This is a genomic window from Edaphosphingomonas fennica, from assembly GCF_003034225.1.
GTDB classification, from domain to species: domain Bacteria; phylum Pseudomonadota; class Alphaproteobacteria; order Sphingomonadales; family Sphingomonadaceae; genus Sphingomonas_E; species Sphingomonas_E fennica.
In genome coordinates, this window is sequence record NZ_PHHF01000016.1 from 18,630 (window position 1) to 39,114 (window position 20,485).

General features: G+C 66.2%; 23 protein-coding genes. 12 read left to right on the plus strand and 11 right to left on the minus strand.

The annotated features are described in order from the left end of the window. The gene (locus tag CV103_RS02965) at positions 1-759 is read right to left on the minus strand and encodes a GntR family transcriptional regulator (RefSeq protein ID WP_084653491.1); all 759 of its coding nucleotides are present in this window, start codon (positions 757-759) and stop codon (positions 1-3) included. A gap of 44 nt (positions 760-803) precedes the next feature. Here CV103_RS02965 and CV103_RS02970 point away from each other — a divergent pair, with 44 nt between their 5' ends. The 9 genes from CV103_RS02970 to CV103_RS03010 are packed head-to-tail and all read left to right on the plus strand — an operon-like array spanning position 804 to position 9,736. Continuing rightward, positions 804-2,060, plus strand: a complete 1,257-nt coding sequence (locus tag CV103_RS02970; protein WP_211314339.1) for an MmgE/PrpD family protein — start codon at positions 804-806, stop codon at positions 2,058-2,060. Next, positions 2,057-3,364 carry an MmgE/PrpD family protein gene (locus CV103_RS02975; RefSeq protein ID WP_107393929.1) on the plus strand — a complete coding sequence of 436 codons (1,308 nt, stop codon included), beginning with the start codon at positions 2,057-2,059 and terminating at the stop codon, positions 3,362-3,364. The genes CV103_RS02970 and CV103_RS02975 overlap by 4 nt, the downstream gene beginning before the upstream one ends. Further along, complete coding sequence (locus CV103_RS02980; RefSeq protein ID WP_015456852.1) at positions 3,361-4,734, plus strand: phenylacetate--CoA ligase family protein; 1,374 nt, start codon at positions 3,361-3,363, stop codon at positions 4,732-4,734. The genes CV103_RS02975 and CV103_RS02980 overlap by 4 nt, the downstream gene beginning before the upstream one ends. After that, positions 4,731-6,047: an amidase gene (locus CV103_RS02985; protein ID WP_107393930.1), complete on the plus strand. Its 1,317-nt coding sequence runs from the start codon at positions 4,731-4,733 to the stop codon at positions 6,045-6,047. The genes CV103_RS02980 and CV103_RS02985 overlap by 4 nt, the downstream gene beginning before the upstream one ends. 21 nt (positions 6,048-6,068) lie before the next feature. Further along, entirely contained in the window at positions 6,069-6,374 is a 306-nt protein-coding gene (locus CV103_RS02990) for an REDY-like protein HapK (RefSeq protein WP_107393931.1), read from the plus strand. After that, positions 6,374-7,207: an SDR family NAD(P)-dependent oxidoreductase gene (locus CV103_RS02995; protein ID WP_107393932.1), complete on the plus strand. Its 834-nt coding sequence runs from the start codon at positions 6,374-6,376 to the stop codon at positions 7,205-7,207. Before CV103_RS02990 ends, CV103_RS02995 begins: the two co-directional genes overlap by 1 nt. Continuing rightward, the gene (locus CV103_RS03000) at positions 7,207-8,073 is read left to right on the plus strand and encodes a polysaccharide deacetylase family protein (protein WP_107393933.1); all 867 of its coding nucleotides are present in this window, start codon (positions 7,207-7,209) and stop codon (positions 8,071-8,073) included. The genes CV103_RS02995 and CV103_RS03000 overlap by 1 nt, the downstream gene beginning before the upstream one ends. Further along, positions 8,070-8,834 carry an enoyl-CoA hydratase/isomerase family protein gene (locus CV103_RS03005; RefSeq protein ID WP_107393934.1) on the plus strand — a complete coding sequence of 255 codons (765 nt, stop codon included), beginning with the start codon at positions 8,070-8,072 and terminating at the stop codon, positions 8,832-8,834. Before CV103_RS03000 ends, CV103_RS03005 begins: the two co-directional genes overlap by 4 nt. Beyond that, the gene (locus tag CV103_RS03010) at positions 8,831-9,736 is read left to right on the plus strand and encodes a VOC family protein (protein ID WP_107393935.1); all 906 of its coding nucleotides are present in this window, start codon (positions 8,831-8,833) and stop codon (positions 9,734-9,736) included. The genes CV103_RS03005 and CV103_RS03010 overlap by 4 nt, the downstream gene beginning before the upstream one ends. Before the next feature lie 46 nt (positions 9,737-9,782). On the opposite strand, the gene CV103_RS03015 is transcribed toward CV103_RS03010, so the two are convergent. The 10 genes from CV103_RS03015 to CV103_RS03060 all read right to left on the minus strand — a co-directional run bounded on the left by CV103_RS03015 (position 9,783) and on the right by CV103_RS03060 (position 18,697). Beyond that, entirely contained in the window at positions 9,783-10,757 is a 975-nt protein-coding gene (locus CV103_RS03015; protein WP_107393936.1) for a quinone oxidoreductase family protein, read from the minus strand. A gap of 14 nt (positions 10,758-10,771) precedes the next feature. Then, complete coding sequence (locus CV103_RS03020; protein WP_015456860.1) at positions 10,772-11,077, minus strand: YciI family protein; 306 nt, start codon at positions 11,075-11,077, stop codon at positions 10,772-10,774. Between the two features lie 39 nt (positions 11,078-11,116). Beyond that, positions 11,117-11,422, minus strand: a complete 306-nt coding sequence (locus CV103_RS03025) for a DUF1330 domain-containing protein (protein ID WP_107393937.1) — start codon at positions 11,420-11,422, stop codon at positions 11,117-11,119. 81 nt (positions 11,423-11,503) lie between these two features. After that, positions 11,504-13,891, minus strand: a complete 2,388-nt coding sequence (locus tag CV103_RS03030) for a TonB-dependent receptor (RefSeq protein ID WP_107393938.1) — start codon at positions 13,889-13,891, stop codon at positions 11,504-11,506. 256 nt (positions 13,892-14,147) lie between these two features. Beyond that, complete coding sequence (locus tag CV103_RS03035) at positions 14,148-15,059, minus strand: DUF1838 family protein (RefSeq protein ID WP_170112540.1); 912 nt, start codon at positions 15,057-15,059, stop codon at positions 14,148-14,150. 127 nt (positions 15,060-15,186) lie between these two features. After that, positions 15,187-15,597, minus strand: a complete 411-nt coding sequence (locus CV103_RS03040) for a c-type cytochrome (RefSeq protein WP_107393940.1) — start codon at positions 15,595-15,597, stop codon at positions 15,187-15,189. A 43-nt stretch (positions 15,598-15,640) separates the two neighbouring features. Continuing rightward, complete coding sequence (locus CV103_RS03045; RefSeq protein ID WP_107393941.1) at positions 15,641-16,303, minus strand: hypothetical protein; 663 nt, start codon at positions 16,301-16,303, stop codon at positions 15,641-15,643. After that, entirely contained in the window at positions 16,300-17,022 is a 723-nt protein-coding gene (locus tag CV103_RS03050) for a DUF3108 domain-containing protein (RefSeq protein WP_211314340.1), read from the minus strand. The genes CV103_RS03045 and CV103_RS03050 overlap by 4 nt, the downstream gene beginning before the upstream one ends. 8 nt (positions 17,023-17,030) lie before the next feature. After that, positions 17,031-18,176 (minus strand): nitrilase-related carbon-nitrogen hydrolase, encoded by a 1,146-nt coding sequence (locus tag CV103_RS03055; protein ID WP_107393943.1) that lies wholly within the window; start codon positions 18,174-18,176, stop codon positions 17,031-17,033. Further along, complete coding sequence (locus CV103_RS03060) at positions 18,173-18,697, minus strand: hypothetical protein (RefSeq protein WP_070933862.1); 525 nt, start codon at positions 18,695-18,697, stop codon at positions 18,173-18,175. The genes CV103_RS03055 and CV103_RS03060 overlap by 4 nt, the downstream gene beginning before the upstream one ends. Before the next feature lie 103 nt (positions 18,698-18,800). On the opposite strand from CV103_RS03060, the gene CV103_RS03065 reads away from it, so the two are divergent. The 3 genes from CV103_RS03065 (at position 18,801) to CV103_RS03075 (ending at position 20,454) form a co-directional block, all read left to right on the plus strand. Then, positions 18,801-19,697: a LysR family transcriptional regulator gene (locus CV103_RS03065; RefSeq protein WP_107393944.1), complete on the plus strand. Its 897-nt coding sequence runs from the start codon at positions 18,801-18,803 to the stop codon at positions 19,695-19,697. Between the two features lie 152 nt (positions 19,698-19,849). Then, on the plus strand, positions 19,850-20,047 hold the full coding sequence (locus tag CV103_RS03070) for a hypothetical protein (RefSeq protein ID WP_245896629.1): 198 nt from the start codon (positions 19,850-19,852) through the stop codon (positions 20,045-20,047). Beyond that, complete coding sequence (locus CV103_RS03075) at positions 20,017-20,454, plus strand: hypothetical protein (RefSeq protein ID WP_211314341.1); 438 nt, start codon at positions 20,017-20,019, stop codon at positions 20,452-20,454. Before CV103_RS03070 ends, CV103_RS03075 begins: the two co-directional genes overlap by 31 nt. Positions 20,455-20,485 lie beyond the last annotated feature (31 nt).

The following is a 20,485-nucleotide window of genomic DNA, read 5'->3' on the forward strand; positions in this document are numbered from 1 at the left end:
CTATTTGTCGACGTCGATATGCATGGAATAGGCGAAGCGGTTGCCGGGATGGTGGCTGAGCGAAAGTTCCAGCACCCGGCCGTTGGCGTCCAGATAGCAGCGCAGGATGCGCAGGCAGGCGCTGCGGCGCGGGATGCCCAGCTCGGCGGCCACGGGGCCGCTGGCGGGCACGGCCTGTATGTCCTGCGTGACGCGGGCGATGCGGACGCCGGACAATTGCTCGAGCTGGCGAAAGATCGCCTCGTTGGGCAGGATTTCGCGCGCGGCGGCTTCCAGGTCCTGGCTGATATAGGCGTCGGTCAGCGCGATCGGTTCCTTCAGGCCCCGGCTCGTGCGCAGGCCGCGGAAATGATACCAGCGGCCGCCCGGCGCCATGCCGGCATGCGCGGCCAGCTTCCTGGGCAGCGGCACCATGCCCTTGGGCGTGAAGTGGAATTCGGTGTCGCGCGCATATTGCAGGATTTCGCCCACGTTGGACAAAGGCTGGTGCAGCGCGCCGCCGCGCGCGGAAGCCGGCTGGATCACCGTGCCGGAACCGCGCCGGCGCTGGATCAGGCCTTCATTCTGCAACGCGCGCAGGGCCTCCCGCACGGTGAAACGGCTTACCCCATAGCGCGCGCAGAGCACGCTTTCGGTTGGGAATTGCGCCGGATCGGGAAAGTCGCCGCGCAATATTCCCTGGCGCAGATCTTCGGCAAGTTCCTGGTAGCGATGCTTGCGCCCACTGCTACCGGCGGCCTGTTCAGTCGTCGCCGACAAGAATTCACTCCCCTTCCAACTTGTCACGTCCCGGAGCTTTGCCGGTGAACGCCGCCGATCATAGCCTAATCGAACGGCTTGCACAGCATCTGCGGCGCCCCGTTCCGAAAATTGTCCGGACAAATGCCCGGCTCCACCTGCTGGACTGGCTGGGCTGCGTCGCGGGCGCGCGCTCGTCCGAAATCGCGCGGATACAATCCGCCATGGCAGGCGCGGGGCCGGTCGACAGGGCGGCATGGCTGGGCAATGTGCTGGAGATGGACGATGTCCATCGCACGGCGATCCTGCATCCGGGGCCGGTGGCGTGGCCGGCGGCGCTCGGCATCGGCGGGGATGCGGTGGACGACGGGCTGGAAAATGCGCTGGACGCCGCCGTGCGCGGCTATGAAGCGATGATCACCATCGGCGCGATGTTCGATGGCCGCCATTATGCCCATTGGCACAATACGGCGACGGCGGGCGGCTTCGGCGCGGCGGCGGCTGCCGCGAGCCGGCTGGGTGCGGACATCGGCCAGACCGTCGCCGCGCTCGGCCTGGCCGGGTCGGTTGCGGGCGGCCTCTGGCAGATGCGGCACGAGCCGGTGATGGCCAAGCAATGGCACCTCGCCCATGCGGTCGCCACGGGAACGGCGGCGGCGCGTTATGCGATGGCGGGCGTCACCGGTCCGCGTTACGTGCTGGAAGGCCCGCAGGGGCTGTTCGCGGCGACATGCGCCGCACCCGGAGAGATCGTGCTGGCCGATGCCTGGCGGATCGGCGAGGTCAGCTTCAAGCCGTGGGGCGCCTGCCGCCACGCCCACCCCGCGATCGATGCGGCGCTTCTGCTCAAGGCGGAAGGGGGCCTTTCCGGCCCGGTCACCCTGGCCACTTATCGCGATGCGCTGGTCTTCTGCGATCGGCCGACGCCCCGCACCGTGCAGGAAGCGAAATTCTCGATCCAGCATGCCGTGGCGATCGTTATGGAGCGGGGCATTCCGCGCCTTCAGGACTTCGAGCCGGATGCGATCGCGGCATTGGCCGATGCCCGCGCCGCCGTGTCGGTGATCGAGGCGCCGGACATGACGGGGGCCTATCCCGCGCATTTCGGTGCGCGGATCACCAGCGCGGGCGGCGAGGTGACGCTGATCGATACGTTGGGCGATCCGGAGCGGCCGTTGGACGGCGCCGGCGTGATCGCCAAGGCGCGCGAGCTGATGGCCTGGGGCGGGATCGATGCGGGCGCGATCGACGAGGCGATCGGCATCGCGCTGGAGGGGAATCGCGTGTCCGACATCACCGATCTGCTGGATCGCTGGCTGTGAGCGCCACGGCCCGCATCCTGGATTTCGCATGCGCGGAGCATCGGCTTCCCGATCCGGTGCGTGCGGCGGCGCTTCATCTGCTAGGCGATACGCTGGCGGCCGGCGCCGCCGGATCGACCGCGCCGGGCGCGGAAGGCGTGTTCGCCGCCGCCAGCGGCTGGGGGCAGGGCGGGGATGCCCGCGTCATCGCACGCGATGCACGGCTGCCGGCGGCGGGCGCGGCCTTCGTCAACGCCTTCCAGATCCATTGCCTGGAATGGGACGCGGTGCATGAGCCGGCGGTCGTCCACGCGCTTTCCACCGTCACCGCCTCGCTTCTCTCCGCGATCGACCGGCGCGGCGGTTGCGATCCGGAGGAGGCGCTCGTCGCGCTGGCCGTGGGCGTCGACATTGCGAGCGGCCTCGGCCTCGCGGCCGAAACGCCGCTGCGCTTCTTCCGCCCGGCGACGGCGGGCTGCATCGGATCGGCCCTGGCGGTGGCCCGGATCGAGGGCGTGGAGAATATCGCCGACGTGCTGGGCCTGGCTTATTCGCAATGCGCCGGCACGATGCAGGCGCATGTCGAAGGATCCATAGCCCTTCCGCTTCAGATCGCCGGCGCCGCGCGATCGGCCATTGCCGCCGTCGATCTCGTCAAGGCCGGCCTGACCGGGCCGCACGACGCGCTGGAGGGTCCCTTCGGCTATTTCCGCCTGTTCGACGAGGGCGATCCGGCGGCCTATGCGCGCGATCTGGGGCGGACCTGGCGGATCGCCGAGGTTTCGATCAAGCCCTTTCCTTCCGGCCGCGCCAGCCATGCCGTTCTGGCGACGATCGACATGCTGATGCGCGACGGGGCGATCGACGCCGTTTCGATCGAGCGCATCGAGGCCTTCGTGCCGCCGCTGATCGCCCGGCTGGTCGGCCGCCCGATGAAGCCGGACATGACACCCGCTTATGCGCGGCTTTGCCTGCCGCTGCTGGTGGCGCTGATGCTGACGGACGGGCGGATCGATCCGCGCCGCTTCACCGCCGCCACCTTTGCCGATCCCGCGATCCTGGCGCTGGCCGATCGGCTGGCGATCACCGTCGACGACAATCCCGATCTCAACGCGCTGTCTCCGCAGCGCCTGGCGATCACCCTGCGCGATGGCACCCGCATCGAACGCGCCATCCCCAATACGCTGGGCCACCCCGAAGCCGCGATGAGCGCCGGGCAGACCGCCGCCAAGCGCGACCTTGCCCGCGAACTGGCGCGCGCCGAGCCCGATCCGCGCCTTTTTTCCGACCCGCTTTCCTATTTCACACGTCCGGAGCCAGCATGACCTTCCCGACCTATTTCGAAGCCTTCGATGCCAAGCAGATGCTGGAGGACTATCCGGTCGGCGACGCCTTCACCGCGCGCTACACCGCGATGAGCCGGGACGAGCTGCACGCCCTGCAGAACCGGCGCTTCCTGAAGCTGATGAAGCGCGGCTGGGAAATCCCCTTCTACCAGCGCCTGTGGGGCGCGAAGGGCATCGAGGCCGGCGATATCCGTAGTCTGGAGGACATCACCAGCCTGCCCGTCTACGACAAGAGCGATCTGATGGCGTCGATCGCCGATCATCCGCCTTATGGGGATTTCGGCGGTGTCGGCACTTCCCCGGATCGGGCGCCGGTGATCTTCCACACCACATCCGGCACCACCGGCCGGCCGCAGGCGCTGCTGTTCGGCCCGAAGGGGCGGGAGATCACCAACCTGCTCGTCGGCCGCATGTATCGCTGGCAGGGGGTGAGCCCGTCCGATGTCGTGCAGTCCGTCTACGGTCACGGCATGATCAACGGCGGCCACTATATCCGCGAGGCGGTGACGCATTTCACCAACTCGATCTTCCTGTCCGCCGGCACGGGGATCGAGACGCGATCGGTCAACCAGGTCGGGCTGATGGCCGATTTCAACGTGTCGGTGCTGGTCGGCTTCATCGACTATATCCGCAAGCTTGCCGAGACGGCTGAGGCCGAGGGGCTGCTGGACCGCATCAACATCAAGATGATCTGCGGGCATCTGGGCACCGAGGATCGCGCCAGCGTGGAAAAGGCGTGGGGCGGGGCCAAGGCCTATGACTGGTATGGCGTGGGCGATACCGGATCGATCGCCGGCGAAGGCCCGGAACGCGACGGCCTCTATGTGTGGGAGGACGCGCAATATCTGGAGCTGCTGGATGTCGACAGCGGCGTGCCGGTGGGCGTGGGCGATACCGGCGACATGGTCGTCACCTGCCTGTTCAAGGACGATATCGCGCCCTGCATCCGCTTCAACACGCATGACATCACGCACGAGCTTTCCGGCGCCAACCAGACGGGCATGGTGTTCAAGCGCATCGCCGGCTTCAAGGGCCGCAGCGACAATATGGTGAAGCTGCGCGGCATCAACGTCTTCCCCCACGCCATCGGCGCGCTGATCGAGAACCGGCCGGACCTGACGGGCGAGTTCGTCTGCCATGTCAGCCGCGACGCGGCCGGGCGCGACGATATGCGTGTGACGCTGGAAAGCCGCGGCGGGACCGATCACGGCCAGATCGCGGGGCTGCTGCGCCAGGGGCTGGGCGTGGAGGTTTCGGTGGTCCTGGTGGGCGTGGGCGAAACCGCCGCCGCCACCCAGATCGATGTCCGCCAGAAGCCGATCCGCCTGATCGACGAGCGCAAGCTGTGACGCCGCTGCACCAGCTCGACATAGCCGGGCTGCGTGCGGCCTATGGCGCGGGTGACGTCACGCCCGCTCAGGTGGTGGATCATTATCTGGCACGGATCGATGCCCACGATCCCGCAATCCGATCCTATGTCGGGATCGACATTGCGGGCGCGCGGGCCGCGGCCGTGGAAAGCGGCGCGCGCATCGCAGCGGGACGCGCGCTCCCGCTGGAAGGCGTGCCGGTTGCGGTGAAATCGAACATCGCCGTCCGCGGGCTGGAATGGAATGCCGGCATGGCGGCGCGTCGCGGCATTATCGCGGATGAGGATGCCGTCGCCGTGGCCCGGCTGCGCGCGGCCGGCGCGATCGTCCTGGGCACGCTCAACATGCATGAGGCGGCGCTGGGGGCGACGACGGACAATCCCTGGTTCGGCCGGACGATGAACCCGCATCGCGCCGGATACACGCCGGGCGGATCATCGGGCGGGAGCGGGGCGGCGGTTGCGGCGGGCCTGTGCGTGGCGGCGCTTGGCACCGATACGCTGGGATCGGTGCGGATTCCCGCCGCCTATAACGGCGTCTACGGCATCAAGCCGACGCATGGCGCGATCCCCGACGCCGGGCTGGTGCCGCTGAGCGAATGGCTCGACAGCATCGGCCCGATCGCCCAATCGATCGACGATCTGGAAGCGGTGCTGGCGGTGCTGGCCGATCCCGTGCCTGCCGCACCTCCGCCCGCGCGCCTGCTGCTGCTCGACAGCTTCGATGGCCTGGGGTGCGAACCCGCCGTGCTCGCCGCCTATGAGCGCGCGGCCGTGCTGCTGGCCGATATGCCGAAGGCGATATTCGCACCCGAGGACGGCGCCGCTGACATCCGCTTCGCCGGCTTCGTGGTGGCGGCGCGGGAACTGATCGACCATCTCGGCCCCGTGCGCGCCCAAGCGCCGGAAAGCCTGTCGGACGAGCTTCGCTTCATGCTGGATTATGCCGGCGGCGTCCCCGCCGCCGATGTCGCCAGGGCCGAAGGGGTGATCGCACGCACCCGCGCGGGCGTCCGTGCCGCGATCGCTGGCGACGGAGCCTTGCTGATGCCCACCGCGCCGCAAGCTGCCTTCGCGCATAGCCGCCGCCCGCCCGTTACCCAATCGGCCTTCACCGCCTTTGCCAATATCGCCGGCCTGCCCGCCATCAGCATTCCCGCCGGCCTGGACGGCGATGGCATGCCGGTGGCGGTGCAGCTTGTCGGCGCGCCGGGCGGCGAGGCGGGGCTGATCGCGCTCGCCCGCAGGCTGGACGCCGGCCTTGCCGGTTTCGTGCCGTCCCCGCTGATCTGATTCTGAAGAAGGAGTGCCCCCATGCGGATCATCGTGCTGTTCAACCTGAAGCCCGAAGCCGATCCGGCCGCCTATGAGAATTGGGCGCGGACGACCGACATTCCGGGCGTTCGCGCGCTCCCCTCCGTCAGCGATTTCCAGGTCCATCGCGCCACCGGCGTGCTGGGCAGCGATCAGCCTTCGCCCTACGCCTATTTCGAGGTGATCGACATCACCGACATGGCGGCCTTCGGCGCCGATGCGGCGAGCGAGGCGGTGCAGAAGGTGGCCGGCGAGTTCCGCCAGTTCGCCGACGATCCGCAGTTCATCCTGACGGAGGCCTTGTGATGCGGCGGTTCGAAGGGAAGACGATCGTCGTCACCGGATCGGGCCGTGAGAAGGGGCTGGGGCAGGCGATCCTCCAGCGCTTTGCCGATGAAGGGGCGAATTGCGTCGTCTCCGATCTCGGCCGCCCGGCCGAGCATATGGGCGCGGGCGACATCGGCACCACTGACGAGATGGAGGCCGTGGCGGCCGAGCTGCGCGCGCGCGGCGCCCAGGTGGCGGTGATACCCTGCGACGTGCGATCGGAGGAAAGCTGCGAGGCGCTGGCGGCGGGCGCGATCCAGGCGTTCGGCTCGCTCGACATCTGGGTGAACAATGCCGGCATCGGCTACATCATGAAGCCCCTGCTCGACACCTCCGCCAGCGAGTGGGAAGCGGTGATCGGCGTCAACCTGACCGGCGCCTTCTACGGCACCAAGGCGGCGGCGCGGGCGATGATCGCGGCGGGCAAGGGCGGCCGGGTCATCAACATCGCCAGCCAGGCGGCGAAATCGGGCTTTCCGCACATGGCGCCCTATACCGCCTCGAAGCACGGCATGGTCGGGCTAACGCGGTCCAATGCCATCGAGCTTGGCCAGCATGGCATCACCGTCAACGCCGTCTGCCCCAATCATGTCACCACCGGGCTGGGGGCGAGGCAGAATGAGTATTTCTCCAAGCTGCTCGGCTTCGATACGGTCGCGGCCTATCTCGAAAACATGAAGCGGAAGAACCCGATGGGACGTCCCGGCCTCGGCAGCGATACCGCCGCCGCCTGCGCCTGGCTGGCGTCCGACGACGCGATTTACGTGACCGGCGAGGCGCTCAACGTCTCGGGCGGGGAGGAGATGCATTGATGCGGGAAGAACGGATCGACTGGCCGAACGGCGCGAAAGTGGCGCTATCGGTGGTCGTCAATGTCGAGGAAGGGTCCGAAATGACCGTGGCGCGGGGCGACCGCGGCATGGAGCCGGTGGATGAGCTGGGCATCCACATCAAATCGCCGATCCGCAATTACGGCAACGAATCCAACTATCTCTATGGCATCAAGGCCGGTGCCCCGCGCGTGGTGAAGCTGCTGCGCGAACATGGCGTGAAGGCGAGCTGGACGGTCGCGGCGCTGAGCCTGGAAAACCACCCCGAAATCGCGCGCGCCATCGCCGATCTGGGGCATGAGCCCGTCAGCCACGGCTGGCGCTGGGTGCATCAGTTCAAGATGGATGAGGCCCAGGAACGCGAATTCATCCGCAAGGCCGTGCAGTCGATCGAAAAGACGGTCGGCGTCCGCCCCTATGGCTGGCTCAGCCGCTATTTCCATACGGACAATACCCGGCGCCTCCTGATCGAGGAGGGCTTCGAATATCATATGGACGATTATTCGGGCGATGTGCCCTTCTGGGATCGCGGCACCGTGCCCGGACGGCCCATCGCCATCGTGCCCTACCAGCTCGATTCCAACGACATGAAGATGTGGACCGATCCGGCGATGACGCCGACGCAGTGGCTGGAATATGCCAGGAACTGCTTCGACCAGCTCTATCGCGAAGGGGAGGCTGGCAATCCCAAGATGATGTCGCTGGGGCTGCACCTGCGCATCATCGGCCGGCCGGGCCGCATCTGGGCGCTGGAGGAATTCTTCCGCCATGTCACCGCCCGGCAGGACGTGTGGATCGCCACCCGGCGCGAGATCGCGCAGCACCTCGCCACGGTGGAAAAGCCATGAGCCTGCGGCTGGAGAGAACGGGTGCGATCGCCCGGCTGCTGATCGACCGGGCGGAAAAGCGCAACGCCTTCACCCAGGCGATGTGGGAGGCCCTGCCGGCGCTGCTGGACGAGGCGATGGCCGATCCCGCGATCCGGGCGGTGGTGCTGCAATCGGCCGCGCCGGGGGCCTTTTCCGCCGGTGCGGACATCGCCGAATTTTCGACCGGCGTGCTCGATCCGGAATGGCGCGATCGCAACCAGCAGGCGATCCGCCTCGCCCAACACAAGCTGGCACGCGCGGAAAAGCCGGTGATCGCCGCGATCGACGGCGATTGCGTCGGTGGCGGCTGCGGCCTTGCCATCGCCTGCGACATGCGGGTCGCGAGCAGCGGCGCGCGCTTCGGCATCACGCCTGCCAAGCTGGGCCTGGTCTATTCGCTGCACGATACCAAGCTGCTGGTCGATCTGGTGGGGCCGGCGCAGGCCAAGCGCATCCTGTTCACCGCCCAGCTGCTGCCGGCCGGGGAGGCGCACCGCATCGGGCTGATCGAGTTCGTCGAGGATGATCCGGTGGCGGCTGCCATGACCCTTGCCGAAACGATCGCCGCGGCATCCTCCCACAGCGTGCGCGAGACCAAGAAGATGGTGCGCCGCATCCTGGACGGGCAGGCGGACGACGATGCCGATACCCGGGCGCTGTTCGGCGCGGCATTCCATGGCGAGGATTTCCGCGAAGGCGTCGCCGCTTTCCTCGGAAAGCGCAAGGCGGTGTTCAAATGAGCGATTATCTGAAGCACGGCCGGATCGCGGGCGGCATCGTCTCCACGCCCGATCTCGATGCTGCGCTGGCCGACTATCAGGGCCGGCTGGGGCTGGAGCTTGCGGAGCAAGGCACCATCGCCGCCGATCTCGCGGCAAGCTGGGGCTGCCCCGGCAGCGCGGGCGCGCGGTTCGCCGCGCTTCGACCGCTGAGCGGGGCGCATTGCTTCATCCGTCTGGTCGAGGCGCCGCTGCCCGCCGATTTCGTGCCGACCCGCACCTATGGCTGGGCTGCCTTCGAGCTTACCGTCAAGGACGTGTTCGGCTGGCCGGATCGGCTGGCGGGCAGCGGCTTCGAGGTAGTCGGCCCGCCCAAGGTTCTGGAAGGGCTGCCTTATTTCATCCCCATGCAGGTGATCGGCCGGGGCCGGGAGATGATCTATCTGAACGAGGTGGCGGAAAATACGCCGACGTCCGACCTGCCCAAGGCCGGATCGCTCACCGATCATATCTTCATCACCATATTGGCGACGCCCGATCGCGAGGCGAGCCTCCGCTGGTTCGAAGCGGCGCTGAAGCTGGATGTATCGACCAGCTACACGCTGGCTTATTCCATGATAAACAAGGCGTTTGGGCTATCTTCCGATTATCGCACCACGATCACCATGGTGCAGAAGGGGCGGCTGCCGATCGTGGAGGTGGACGATTATCCCGCCGAGGCGACCGTGCGGCAGGGTGATCCCGGCAAGCTTCCGCCCGGAAACGCGCTCGTCACGCTGGCCGTGGACGATCTGGATGCGCTCGACGTGGCCTTCATCGCGCCGCCGGTGCATCGCGAGGGGCCGCTTTACGGTGGCCGCCGTGCCGCAACGGTGCGCGGGGTTGCGGGCGAGTTGATCGAGCTTCTGGAAATCGGGCGCTGAAGGATGGCCCGTCCCCCGGCTAGGGGCGGGGGACGGGCGGTTCGCTTCAGGGTTGCAGGATGGTCGATCCCGTGGTGCGGCGCGCTTCCAGATCGGCGTGCGCGCGGGCCACTTCCGCCAGCGGGTAGCGCTGGCCGATCGTCACCTTCACGCGGCCGCTGCGCAGCATATCCCATAGCCGGGCGACGCCGGCGGCGCGCTCGTCGGGCCGGGCATAATAATGGTAGAGCATCGGCCGCGAATTATAGAGCGAGCCCTTCATCGCCAGCACGCCCAGGTTGACGCCGCCCACCGGCGCATCGGCATTGCCATAATTGACGATGAGCCCGCGCAGCCCGCAACTGTCGAGCGACGCTTCCCACGTCGCCATGCCGACGCCGTCGAATACCACGCGCACGCCCGCGCCGCCGGTGAGTTCCCGAACGCGGGCGGCCGTGTCCTCGGTGCGGTAGAGGATGACATGATCGCAGCCGGCGGCCCGCGCCTCGGCGGCCTTGTCCTCGCTGCCGACGGTGCCGATCACGGTGGCGCCGATCGCCTTCAGCCACTGCACCAGTATCAGGCCGACGCCGCCGGCAGCGGCATGCACCAATACCGGCCAGCCGGCCTCCACCTTCGCGCAGCGTTCCGCCAGGAATTCGGCGGTGCAGCCCTTCAGCAGCACGGCCGCCGCCGTCTCGTCATCGATATCGTCGGGAATGGCGAACAGCGATGCGGCGGCGATGTTGCGTTCGGTGGCATAGGCGCCGCGTTCCGGCCCGAAATAGGCCACGCGATCGCCGGGGGCGAAGTTGGCCACGCCATCGCCCACGGCTTCCACCACGCCCGCCGCCTCGACGCCGAGCGTCGCCGGCAGATCGACCGGATAGATGCCGCGCCGGTGATAGGTGTCGATGAAGTTCAGGCCCACGGCCGTATGGCGGACGCGGACTTCGCCCGCGCCCGGCGGAGGCAGGGGCTGATCGTGCCAGACGATCGCTTCCGGGCCGCCCGTGGCGTCGATGCGTGCGATGCGTGCCATCTCGCTCCTCCCGCCTACCAGGTCTTGCCGCCGACCCATTCGCCGGCTGCCGCACCGAAGGCGTGGATCTCGATATCGGACCAGATATCCGCCCGATAATAGGGATCCTGCTCCAGCAGGGCGCGGGCTTCGGCTTCGCTTTCCGCCTTTACGATCAGCAGCGATCCGGTGAAGTTGCCCGCCGCGTCGCGCAACGGTCCGGCCACGGCCAGCCTGTCCAGCCCGGCCTCGACATGGGCGAGATGCTCCTTCAGCTTCTCCATCCGCGTGGGCGTGGCGCCGGGCCGATCATGGGTGATGATGGCATAGAATTTCGACATTGTCCGATCCTCGTCTGTCGGGGAGTAGGGAAGGGTGGTTCAGCCGCCGATCGCGGGCGCTTCGATCAGCAGCACCTGGCAATGGGCCACCCCCTGGCGCAGCGCGCGCGCCTCGCCATATTCGGGGGAGTTCCAGAAGTTGAGCGCGGCTTCCCGGCTGGGCCATTCCGAGATCACGACCGATCCGCCGTCGCCGAAGTCGCCTTCGAGCAGCACTGCGCCCGGTGTCCGCACCAGATATTTCCCGCCGAATTTCTCGACGAGCGACGCGGCCCTGGCGGCATAGCCGGCCAGGAAAGCCTCGCGATCGGCAATGGTGGCGGTGACGATCAGATAAGCGGGCACTGTGAACTCCGATGATCGAGGAACGTAAAAGGCGGCAGGCGGACGGCCGCAAGGCCGCCCGCCGCCGCGATCGGGCAAGGATCAGAAGGATTTGCTGATCGTGAGGCCATATTCCGCCTTGCGCGCAGGCGTGATGCCGAACGCGCGGGCATAATCGCCGGTTGGCGTGCGCGGTGCCGGGAAATCCAGATAGCGCAGGATGCCGGCAGGCGAATCGTCGCCCAGCATGTTCTTGCCGTATAGCGTGATCCTGAGGCCATCATCGTCGTGCACGCCCACCTGCAGGTTCAGCTTGGTGGAATTGCCGCTTTCCGCCAGGTTCAGGACCTGATCGAAATAGCTGCTGCGGTAGATCACATCGAGGCCGGAGAAGAAGGTCCAGCCATCGTTCACGTCATGCTGGAAACGCAGGCCCACCGAGCCAGTATGCTTGGAAACCAGCGGCGGGCGATTGCCGGCGATGGAGGCGGCGTTCCGGCATCCCGGCAGGTCCAGGTTAACGGCACTGCCCGTCTTGCAGGCCGATCCCATCAGTTCCAGCGCCCGTTCGGCCTCGATCCCCTTGCGGATTTCGCTGTCGAGGAAGGTGTAGTTAAACTGCAGCTTCAGCGTGCGGCCGATGATGGGCAGGCCGCCTTCCACCTCGATACCGCGAATACGGGTGCGGCCGATGTTGACGCTGTAGGAATCGACAATGTTGTTCGCCACATAGGTGTTGGTGAGCACCTGATTCTTATAATCCTGCCAGAAGGCGGAGACGTTCAGATAATCGAACCCGAATTTCGACGTTTTCAGGCCGATTTCGTAATTGATCAGCTTTTCCTCGTCATAGGTCGATTCCGGGGCCCGCACCGGGTTGAACCCGCCCGGCGAATTGCCCTGTGAATATTGGGCGTAGAAGGAAAGATCGTCCGCCGCCTTCCAGTTGACCGTGAAGCGCGGCAGCGTTGCCTTGAACGTCGCCTTCCGCACGCCGGGCGTGCCGACGATCTGGTCCGGATCGGGCAGCGTCACCGTGGCGAGATATTCGGGGCTGAACACATCGCCCACGCGGTAGCTGGGCGTCGTATTGCGCACCTTGTCGATCTGGTGGCGCAGCTCCGCGCCGATCGTGACGTTGTCCGTCACGTCGAAGTCGACGCCGCCGAAATAGGCGCGGTTCTTCACGCGCTTGGTATCGTCCAGCAGCTCGGGGCCGACCTCGTTCAACTCCAGATAATCCGCATTGGGCGCCGTCTTGTCGATGCTCCAGAACATGCCGATCCGCCAGCGCAGACGATCCTTGCCGGGCGATGCGATGCGTGCCTCGTAGGTCTGGGTCTTGCGGTGCTGGCCGCTGGTGGCCTCGAAGCTGGATTTCGAACAGTCCTGATTCGGCAGGGCATAATAAGACGTGCCGCAGAGGGCCGCGGGCAGGAACAGGAAGGCACGATCGTCATAGGTCTGGTCGACGCCCTGCACCTCGACGAGGTCGCTGTAGCCGGCCTGGAACGAGGCCTCATATCCCGATCCGGCAATATCCCAGGAGATATCGCCGATGAAGCGATCGGCATTGCGGTCCAGCCCCGAATGCAGCAGCCGATCGGTGTTAAGGCCGTAGCTTTTGGGCGCCTTCACCACGCCGCAATAATAAGGCCGGGTGGTGAGGTAGCAGTTGTTCGCGCCGGATGGCTGGAGGCCGATCGCGAAATGGCCGTCATCATCCTCCTGATGCAGCCAGCGCACCGATGCGCTGATATCGGCCGTGGGGTCCAGGAACAGGCCGGCGGTGAATTGCTTGGTGTTCTGGTCCCCCAGCCGTTCGCCCGGAACGGCGCTGTTCTTGAACTGGCCATCCACGTCGAAATATTTGGCGCCGACCTGGAAGCCCACGCCCTCGACGATCGGGCCGGACAATGAGGCGCTCAGCTCGCGCCGGCCATAATTGCCGATCGTGCCCGTGATCTTGCCCTTCAGCTCATCGCCGGGGCGCTGGAGCACGACGTTGATCGCGCCGCTCAGCGTGCCGCGCCCGAATACCGCCGATTGCGGTCCCTTGATCACTTCGACGCGATCGACATTGGCGAGATCGAGCGAGGAGAAATCGCCGAAATAGGGCGCTCCATCCAGGAAGATGCCGACCTTGCCGTCGCTGAACAGGATGTTCGATGCGCCGCGCATCACCGGCCGGTCGCCATCGCGGCCGAAGGCTTCCTGGATCTGGAAGCCGGGCGTGAAATCGGCGAGGTCGACGATGTCCTGCGCCAGCTTGTCCTGGATGGACGCGCTGGAGAACGCCTTCACCGCGATCGGCACCTCCAGCAGCGTTTCCTCGCGCTTGCGGGCGGTGACGACGATGGTCTCCTCGCCCGCCGCGCCGGCTGTCGTGGCGGCGTCCGCGGTCTGTGCGGCCGCCGGCATGGCGACCAGCGCGGATGCGGTGCCGGAAAGCAGGAGTGCGATCCTGCGCGCGATACTGGTTTCCCTCATTATGAACTGCCCCTTCCCCAGGCCGACGGTCCTCCGTCAGGCGGGCGCAGCATCGCGAGCGGTTGCAAAGTTGTCCAGACAAATATTGATTATATGTCCGGACAAATTATCACAAAAATGGTGATTAATGGGGAGTGTGTTGCAGAAAAACTGCATCTTTTATGAAATGGAATGATGCCAACGAGCATGGTCGCCATGCAGGGTCATCCTGCATGGCGATGCGCTGCCCGGCCCGCAGGCCGAGGGGGAGGGCGGTCTATTCTGCCGGCCGCCGCTCCTGCTGCTGGCGCCGCTGGTCGATCCATTTGCGGAAGGCGGTCCAGGTCGTCTCATTGGGCCGGGCATCGTCGGTCGGCGGCGCCTGGGTGTAGGCGGGATAGCGGGCCGCGATCTCGTCCTTCAGCAAGGCCGGCAACTCGTCGAAGCTGTTGAGCTTGGTGCCGACTGCATTGAACACGAGCTGGCCTTGCCGGCCGCGCATCTTCATCCACGGCATCCAGTCGGATATCCGCACCCAGGAAATGGAGGGATGGGCGGTCGGATTGCGGGTGTCCAGAATCTCGGCGGCAGGCGCGATGAAGTCGAAAATCTCCATCGCGTGATATTTGCCGCCGACATAATCCTGATAATCGCCGGCCAGCACATTGTTGTAGAACAGCGGGACTTCCATCGGCATCGCCAGCCACGGGCCCATGCGCCTGAATCCGGGGCGGAACGGCTTGCCGTCCGCGCCATAGGGGAAGGCGGCGGGCACGTTCACCGGGTCGTTGGCGATGTGCATCACCTCCACCGTCTCGCCCGTCCACGGGTTGGTCCAGTTGCGGACGATCTCCCCGGTCTTCGGATCGGTGAAGATCATCACTTCGCGGCTGACCTGGCGATATCCGGCGCCGCGCTTGGCATCGGTGACGGTGACGCATTGGCGGATGTTCATGCCCTCGCCGGCCAGCAGCAGCCGATCGGGCTCGCCCTCCACCCGCGAATATATCCTGCCGGACCAGTGATAGACGGCGGGCGTTCCGTCTTTTGGGCCGCATTGCGCGCGCTTCATGACCTCGACAGCGTCTTCCGGCTTGGCCGGATCCAGCACCCGCGCGTCGGCCGGCAGCGCCGCCATGATCGCCGTAAACGCCAGCCCCGCGCGGACGATCCGAAAGCTCTTCATCATCACCTGGCTCCCCATTGCTCCAGGTCAAGAGTAAGCACGATCGGCAAAAACTGTAAATATGTCCGGACAACTTTGCGGCGCTGCCCCGCAGGACCGCGCCATGGCGGACGGAAGGCGGCCTGCAAGGTCATTCGGCTCCAGCCCCCAGCGCCTCGATCATCGCCTTGCGCCTGGCTGCATCGGGTTCGCCGGGATAGGCCATGCGGCTGCGCGGGATCAGCTTGTGCGGATTGGCGATGAAGGCGTCGAGCGTCTCCGGCGTCCAGACTATCCCGCTCTCCTTCATCGCATCCGAATAGGTGAAGCCGGGATGCGTTCCGGCCGTGCGGCCGATGACGGCGTGCAGGTTGGGACCGGCACGCCGGCCGCCGCCTTCGTTGAAGGTGTGGCAGGCTGCGCAGGGCGCCAGCACCCGTTGGGCGGAACTGTCCGCCCGCGAGGTGGTGGTGCCTTCGTTGCCGGCGCCCTTGTTTCCGTCTCCGCAGGCGGAAAGCGGCAATGCTATAATCGCGACGATCAGCGGGACGGGGAAGCGCATCAGGGTCAATCCATTCTCATGCCGGGATATTGGCTGTCCGGCCTCATAGCGGCTTTGCCACGCTCAGCACCGCGATCCCCGCGATGAAAAGCCAGAGCAGCAGCAATATGGCCGTCGCGCGCACGTAGGTGCGCCTGATGACCGCGTTGGTCGCATCGGTCGGCCCGTCGCGGGCCATCACCGCCCAGGTCCGGAAATGGGCGATCAGCGCCAGCCTGATGCCCACGCCGCACATCATCACGCAGGCGAAGAGGGCGAGCTTCCAGCGCAGCCACAGGGGCATCGGCCAGCCGCCGCCGACAAGCCCGATCGCGATGGCCACCAGCAGCGCCATCAGCGCGTAGCGCGAGGCCCGGTCGATCGCCGCGAGCGTCCTGCCGATCGGGGCGTGGCGCAGCCTGTGCACGGCTTCGACGAAGCCCAGCCAGACGATTCCGATCGTGCCGGCCGCGATGGCCACTGTCTCACCGCCCGGCACATAGCCGTAAAGCGCCGCCAGTGCCGTGCCCAGCGTCGCCTGCAGCACCAGCGCATAGCGGACATGCTGGTCGACATGCATCACATGCTCCATCAGCCGCGCCCGTTCGGGAAACGGCATCCGGTCGCTGTAGGAGACGTAGCGATAGGTGCTGTTGATGACGAATTCGGAGCCGAGCCAATAGCCCAGCACGGCGATATGCGCCGCAAGCAGCCAGGCCAGGGTCATGCCGGCTCTCCCGTCCGGTCGTAGGCGGTCAATTCGTAGGCCGTCTGCATATATCCACCCACCGCCGCCTTCAGCAGCACATAATCGCCATCGTCGGTGCACCACAGATCATAGGGCGGATGTTCGAGAGGCAGGCCGGGGATATCCACGAAGCGGAAATGCAGCGCATCGAATTTCCCCGCCGCCACCTTCAGCCGCTCGCGTCCGACGAATTCGATGGCAAGGTCGATCGGGAACAGCATCGGCCCGGTCGCGCCGCGATGATCGGGGGAGGAAAGCAGGATGGTCCTGAAGACCTGCACGCCGGGTCCCCGGGCGAGATCGTAGAGGTTCAGCAGGTAGCCATCGTTCACCATCGCATGGTTGCCGAAGGCGAGGAGAGGGGTTGCCAGCTCCACCTTCTGCGACACCCGCCCTTCGATCGCGGTCCAGGCCTCGCACTCGGCCAGCGTGTCGGAAAAGCGGAACCAGCCCGATCCCCGGAACTCCCCGCCCACGGCGATCCGCACGAAGCTCTCGCGGGGAAGCCCGCCCGCGTCGACCCGCAGGTTCACGTCCCGCACGACGGCGGGCGCGTCGTCGATCTCGCCATGCGCGGCGATGGTGCGGCTGCCGTCGCGATGGACGTCGATGCGGAAATGCTCGCGCCCGCGCCCCGCGCCCAGTCGTTCCGGCTTGGCGCTGGTGTAAAGGATCGTGCCGGTGATGCTGCGCGTCACGCCCCGGCTCATTGCCAGCGGCCCTTATCACGAAGGTAGCGCCCGGCATCCTTGAGATCGGTGGGCACATAGTCCGAGAAGAGGTTGGGCGGGAAGCGGGGCGAATAGCCGTTCAGCACGTCCATGTAGAGATCGGGATGGATGGTCGGCTGGCGGTGTCGCGCCCGGAAGGCGCCGATCGGGATGCGCGCCGTCACCAATGTTTCGTTGGGGGATCTGGCAATCGCCAGCGGTTCGCCATCCGGCCCGTAGACCGCCGATCCGCCGGCATTGGTATCCTCGAAAAAGGGCGATCCGGGCGAGATCGCGTTGTTGGCGACGGCGGTGTAGACGCCATTGTAGAGCGACGTCACCGCGATATCGGCCGGCACGAAGCCGCCGGTCGCGGTGCGCAGGATCACCTCCGCCCCCTTGATCGCCATAGCCCGGAACAATTCGGGCTCGCGCTGCACGGAACTGGTGGAGATGTTGCCGATCGGCGTGCGCGTAACCGGCACGATCGCATCGCGGCCATACATCTCCACGAAGCGATCGAGCACGTCGTAGATCGTCGTCGTGAACAGCTCGATCTCGCCGCCGAAGGCGCCCTTGATGTTGCGGGCCTTCCAGTCGCGCGCCAATATCCTGCCGTCCGGGCCGATGATCGTGGTGATGGAGAGGGCGTGCCCCGGCCAGGCCGGATCGCGGGCATAGGAGCCGAATACGATGTAGATGCCCTTTTCGCGGGCCTTTTTGGCGAGGGCTTCGGTTTCCTCGCCGGGAATCTCGATCGCGACCTTCAGCACGTCCTTGCGCGTCCAGCCCGCGCCGAAGCCGGTGATCGGAAATTCGTGGAAGAACATCAGGTCCGGTCCGGCGCCGAAAGCGAAGGCGGCGTCGATCAGGCCGATCATGTGGTTCAGATTGTCCCGCCGGCTGGCATCGACGCGGGCGAGGTCGACGGGGATAGACCGGGCCTGGGCCACCCCCAGCGTCCAGCTTTCCCGGGCGAGCGGCGCCACCGGGTAGCGGCCGTCGGGAGCGGGGGCGATATCGCCGGCCTTTTCCCGCGGCGTCGCGGCCGATGCCGCCTCGGAAACGCCGACGGCGGCGGTGAGGCCCAGGCCCCCCGCCGCCGCCAGCAAGTTCCGCCGCGATAGCGACGCCGCCGTCATCGTGCGGCCCGCGGCTGGAAGCTGTAATAGCTGGGATCGTCATGGGCCCGCCAGTCGCGCGACACGCGGGCCTCGTTGATGATCGTCCGCTGGAACAGCCGCCCTTTGCGATACCAGTGCCAGGTGCGGTTCTTGGCATCGCCGTCCTCGGCGACGGTGATCATCTCATAATAACGGAAATCGGGCTCGTGGGCGCGGGTCCAGCCCACCATGATCGTGCGGTTGGTGGCGTCCAGGCTGACGGCGCCCGTCCATCCATCGATCAGCTCGTTGCGGATCCATACCCGATCGCCCTGGAAGGTGCCGTCGAAGTAGCGGATTTCCTGCGATCCGTCGGCCCAGGTGTAGATGTTGGTCTGGCTCAGCTTCGCAACGCCGTCCGCACCGTCCATCAGCCGGCACACGAGTCGCGATTTGTGGCGATCGATGACGTTGTGATCGGCGTCGAGGTGGACATATTCGCCCTCCCACACCCCTGCCTGGTCGGCGACGATCGGCTGCTTTTCTGCGATGATCTGCATGCGCGCCCTTCTCCCTCTGTGAGGCGATGATCGCGATCGGGCGGCCGCGCTTCCAACAACAAATTGTCTTTTTGACCAATGAAAGGTTGGGCTATTGAGCCCTATGGAATCGCGCCAGATCCGTCATTTTCTTGCCGCTTATGATGCCGGCACCTTCGCTGCGGCGGCCGATCGGCTGGGGCTGAGCCAGCAGGCGATCAGCAAGAGCATCCTGAGGCTCGAGGCGCAGTTGGGCGTCCGCCTGTTCGAACGGGACGGCCGGCGCGTGCGGCCGACATCCTATGCCGAGCTGTTCCTCCCCCATGCGCGGACGATCGCTGCCGAGGCGGATCGCTTCCGCGCCGATCTCGGCGATATGCTGGGGGGAAGGCAGGGGCGGCTGCGCCTGGGCGTCGGCCCCAGCGCGGCGGCCGATCTCGCCGCCACCGCGGTGACGCGGCTGACGCAGAAGAGGCCCCATATCCGGCTGAACGTGATGGCCGGCATCTACCAGACGATGCTGGAGGATCTGATCCTGGGCAAGCTGGATGTGGTGCTGGCGCTGCGCCAGATCGACCGGTCCGATCCGCTGGTGCACGAGGAATTATTGGGCGACGTGCGCTACATCGTCGTCGCGGGCGCCAGCCATGATCTGGCGGGCCGGGGAAAAGTGAGGCTGGCGGACCTGCCGGCGACGGGATGGCTGGTCGGGGCGGATATCGGCGCGGTCGAGCGGAGCATTGAAGCGAGCTTCCGCGCGGCGGGCGTGCATCGCTTGCGATCCGAGATCGAAACCACCTCGGTTCAGTTCGCGCTCGCCATGCTGGATGGCGGCACGCATCTGGCGATCCTGCCCGAAATGATGGTCGCCCGAGAAATAGCGCGCGGGCGTTTCGCGCGGATCGATGTCGATGCCGACTGGACGCGCCCGTTGATCGTCGCCACACGCAAGCGCGGCCCTGGAAACAATCTGGTAAGCGCGCTTGTCGATGAACTGCGCATTGCGATGCTTGCGGGGTGATCCGGATGCCACTGGCATGGCCTGAGGTGTGAGCGGAAGCGCGGCGACGCACTGGACATGCTTGGGCATTTGGGAGTGCTGCAAATGGGCGGTGGAAGGGTGGATGTGCCGTTGTTCCAATTGGAGCTTGAACACTGCCGGCACCAGGACCGATGTTCACGAACCTGCGGTTGCTCGATAGTTTGGCGAAGGCCGAGCTTGGCAGCATGCCGGATATGGTGAAGGCCGATGGCGATCATCTTGTGTATCACCCTGTCGTATTCCCTCTGGCCAAGGGCGTGATCGGCAAGAGCGTGGCCCGCAGGCTGAACGCGGTAGAATGGCTGGAACCTGCGAGCGACAATTTCTGAAACTGGCTTGTGCTGGCGACGAAGAACAGGAAACCATAATCAAGGGCTGGCGCATGCAAGCGATTTCGATAACTGTTCAAAACAGGCGGTGGTTCAACTACCTCCTATTGTCTGCCGCGCTCTTGGCCACTGGCTGCACGCGCGAGCTTGTACCGGCGAAGGATCTTGGCGCGGACATCGATGAGGTCGCCGCAACTCTGATAGAGCAGCCGTTGCTCCACTCGACCTCGATCGGAGTCGTATATCGGGGCAAGGAATTCATCCGTCATCGCGGCGACATGGAAGCCGGGAAGCCGGGCCCTCCCACCGATGCGACCCTTTACGAAATCGGTTCGCTGAGCAAGACCCTGGCGGGAACCCTAGGGTCGGGACCCATAAACAGGATTCCCTTGGCGTCGGGAATGTGATTCATATGTGGACGCCCCCTTGGCAAGGGCA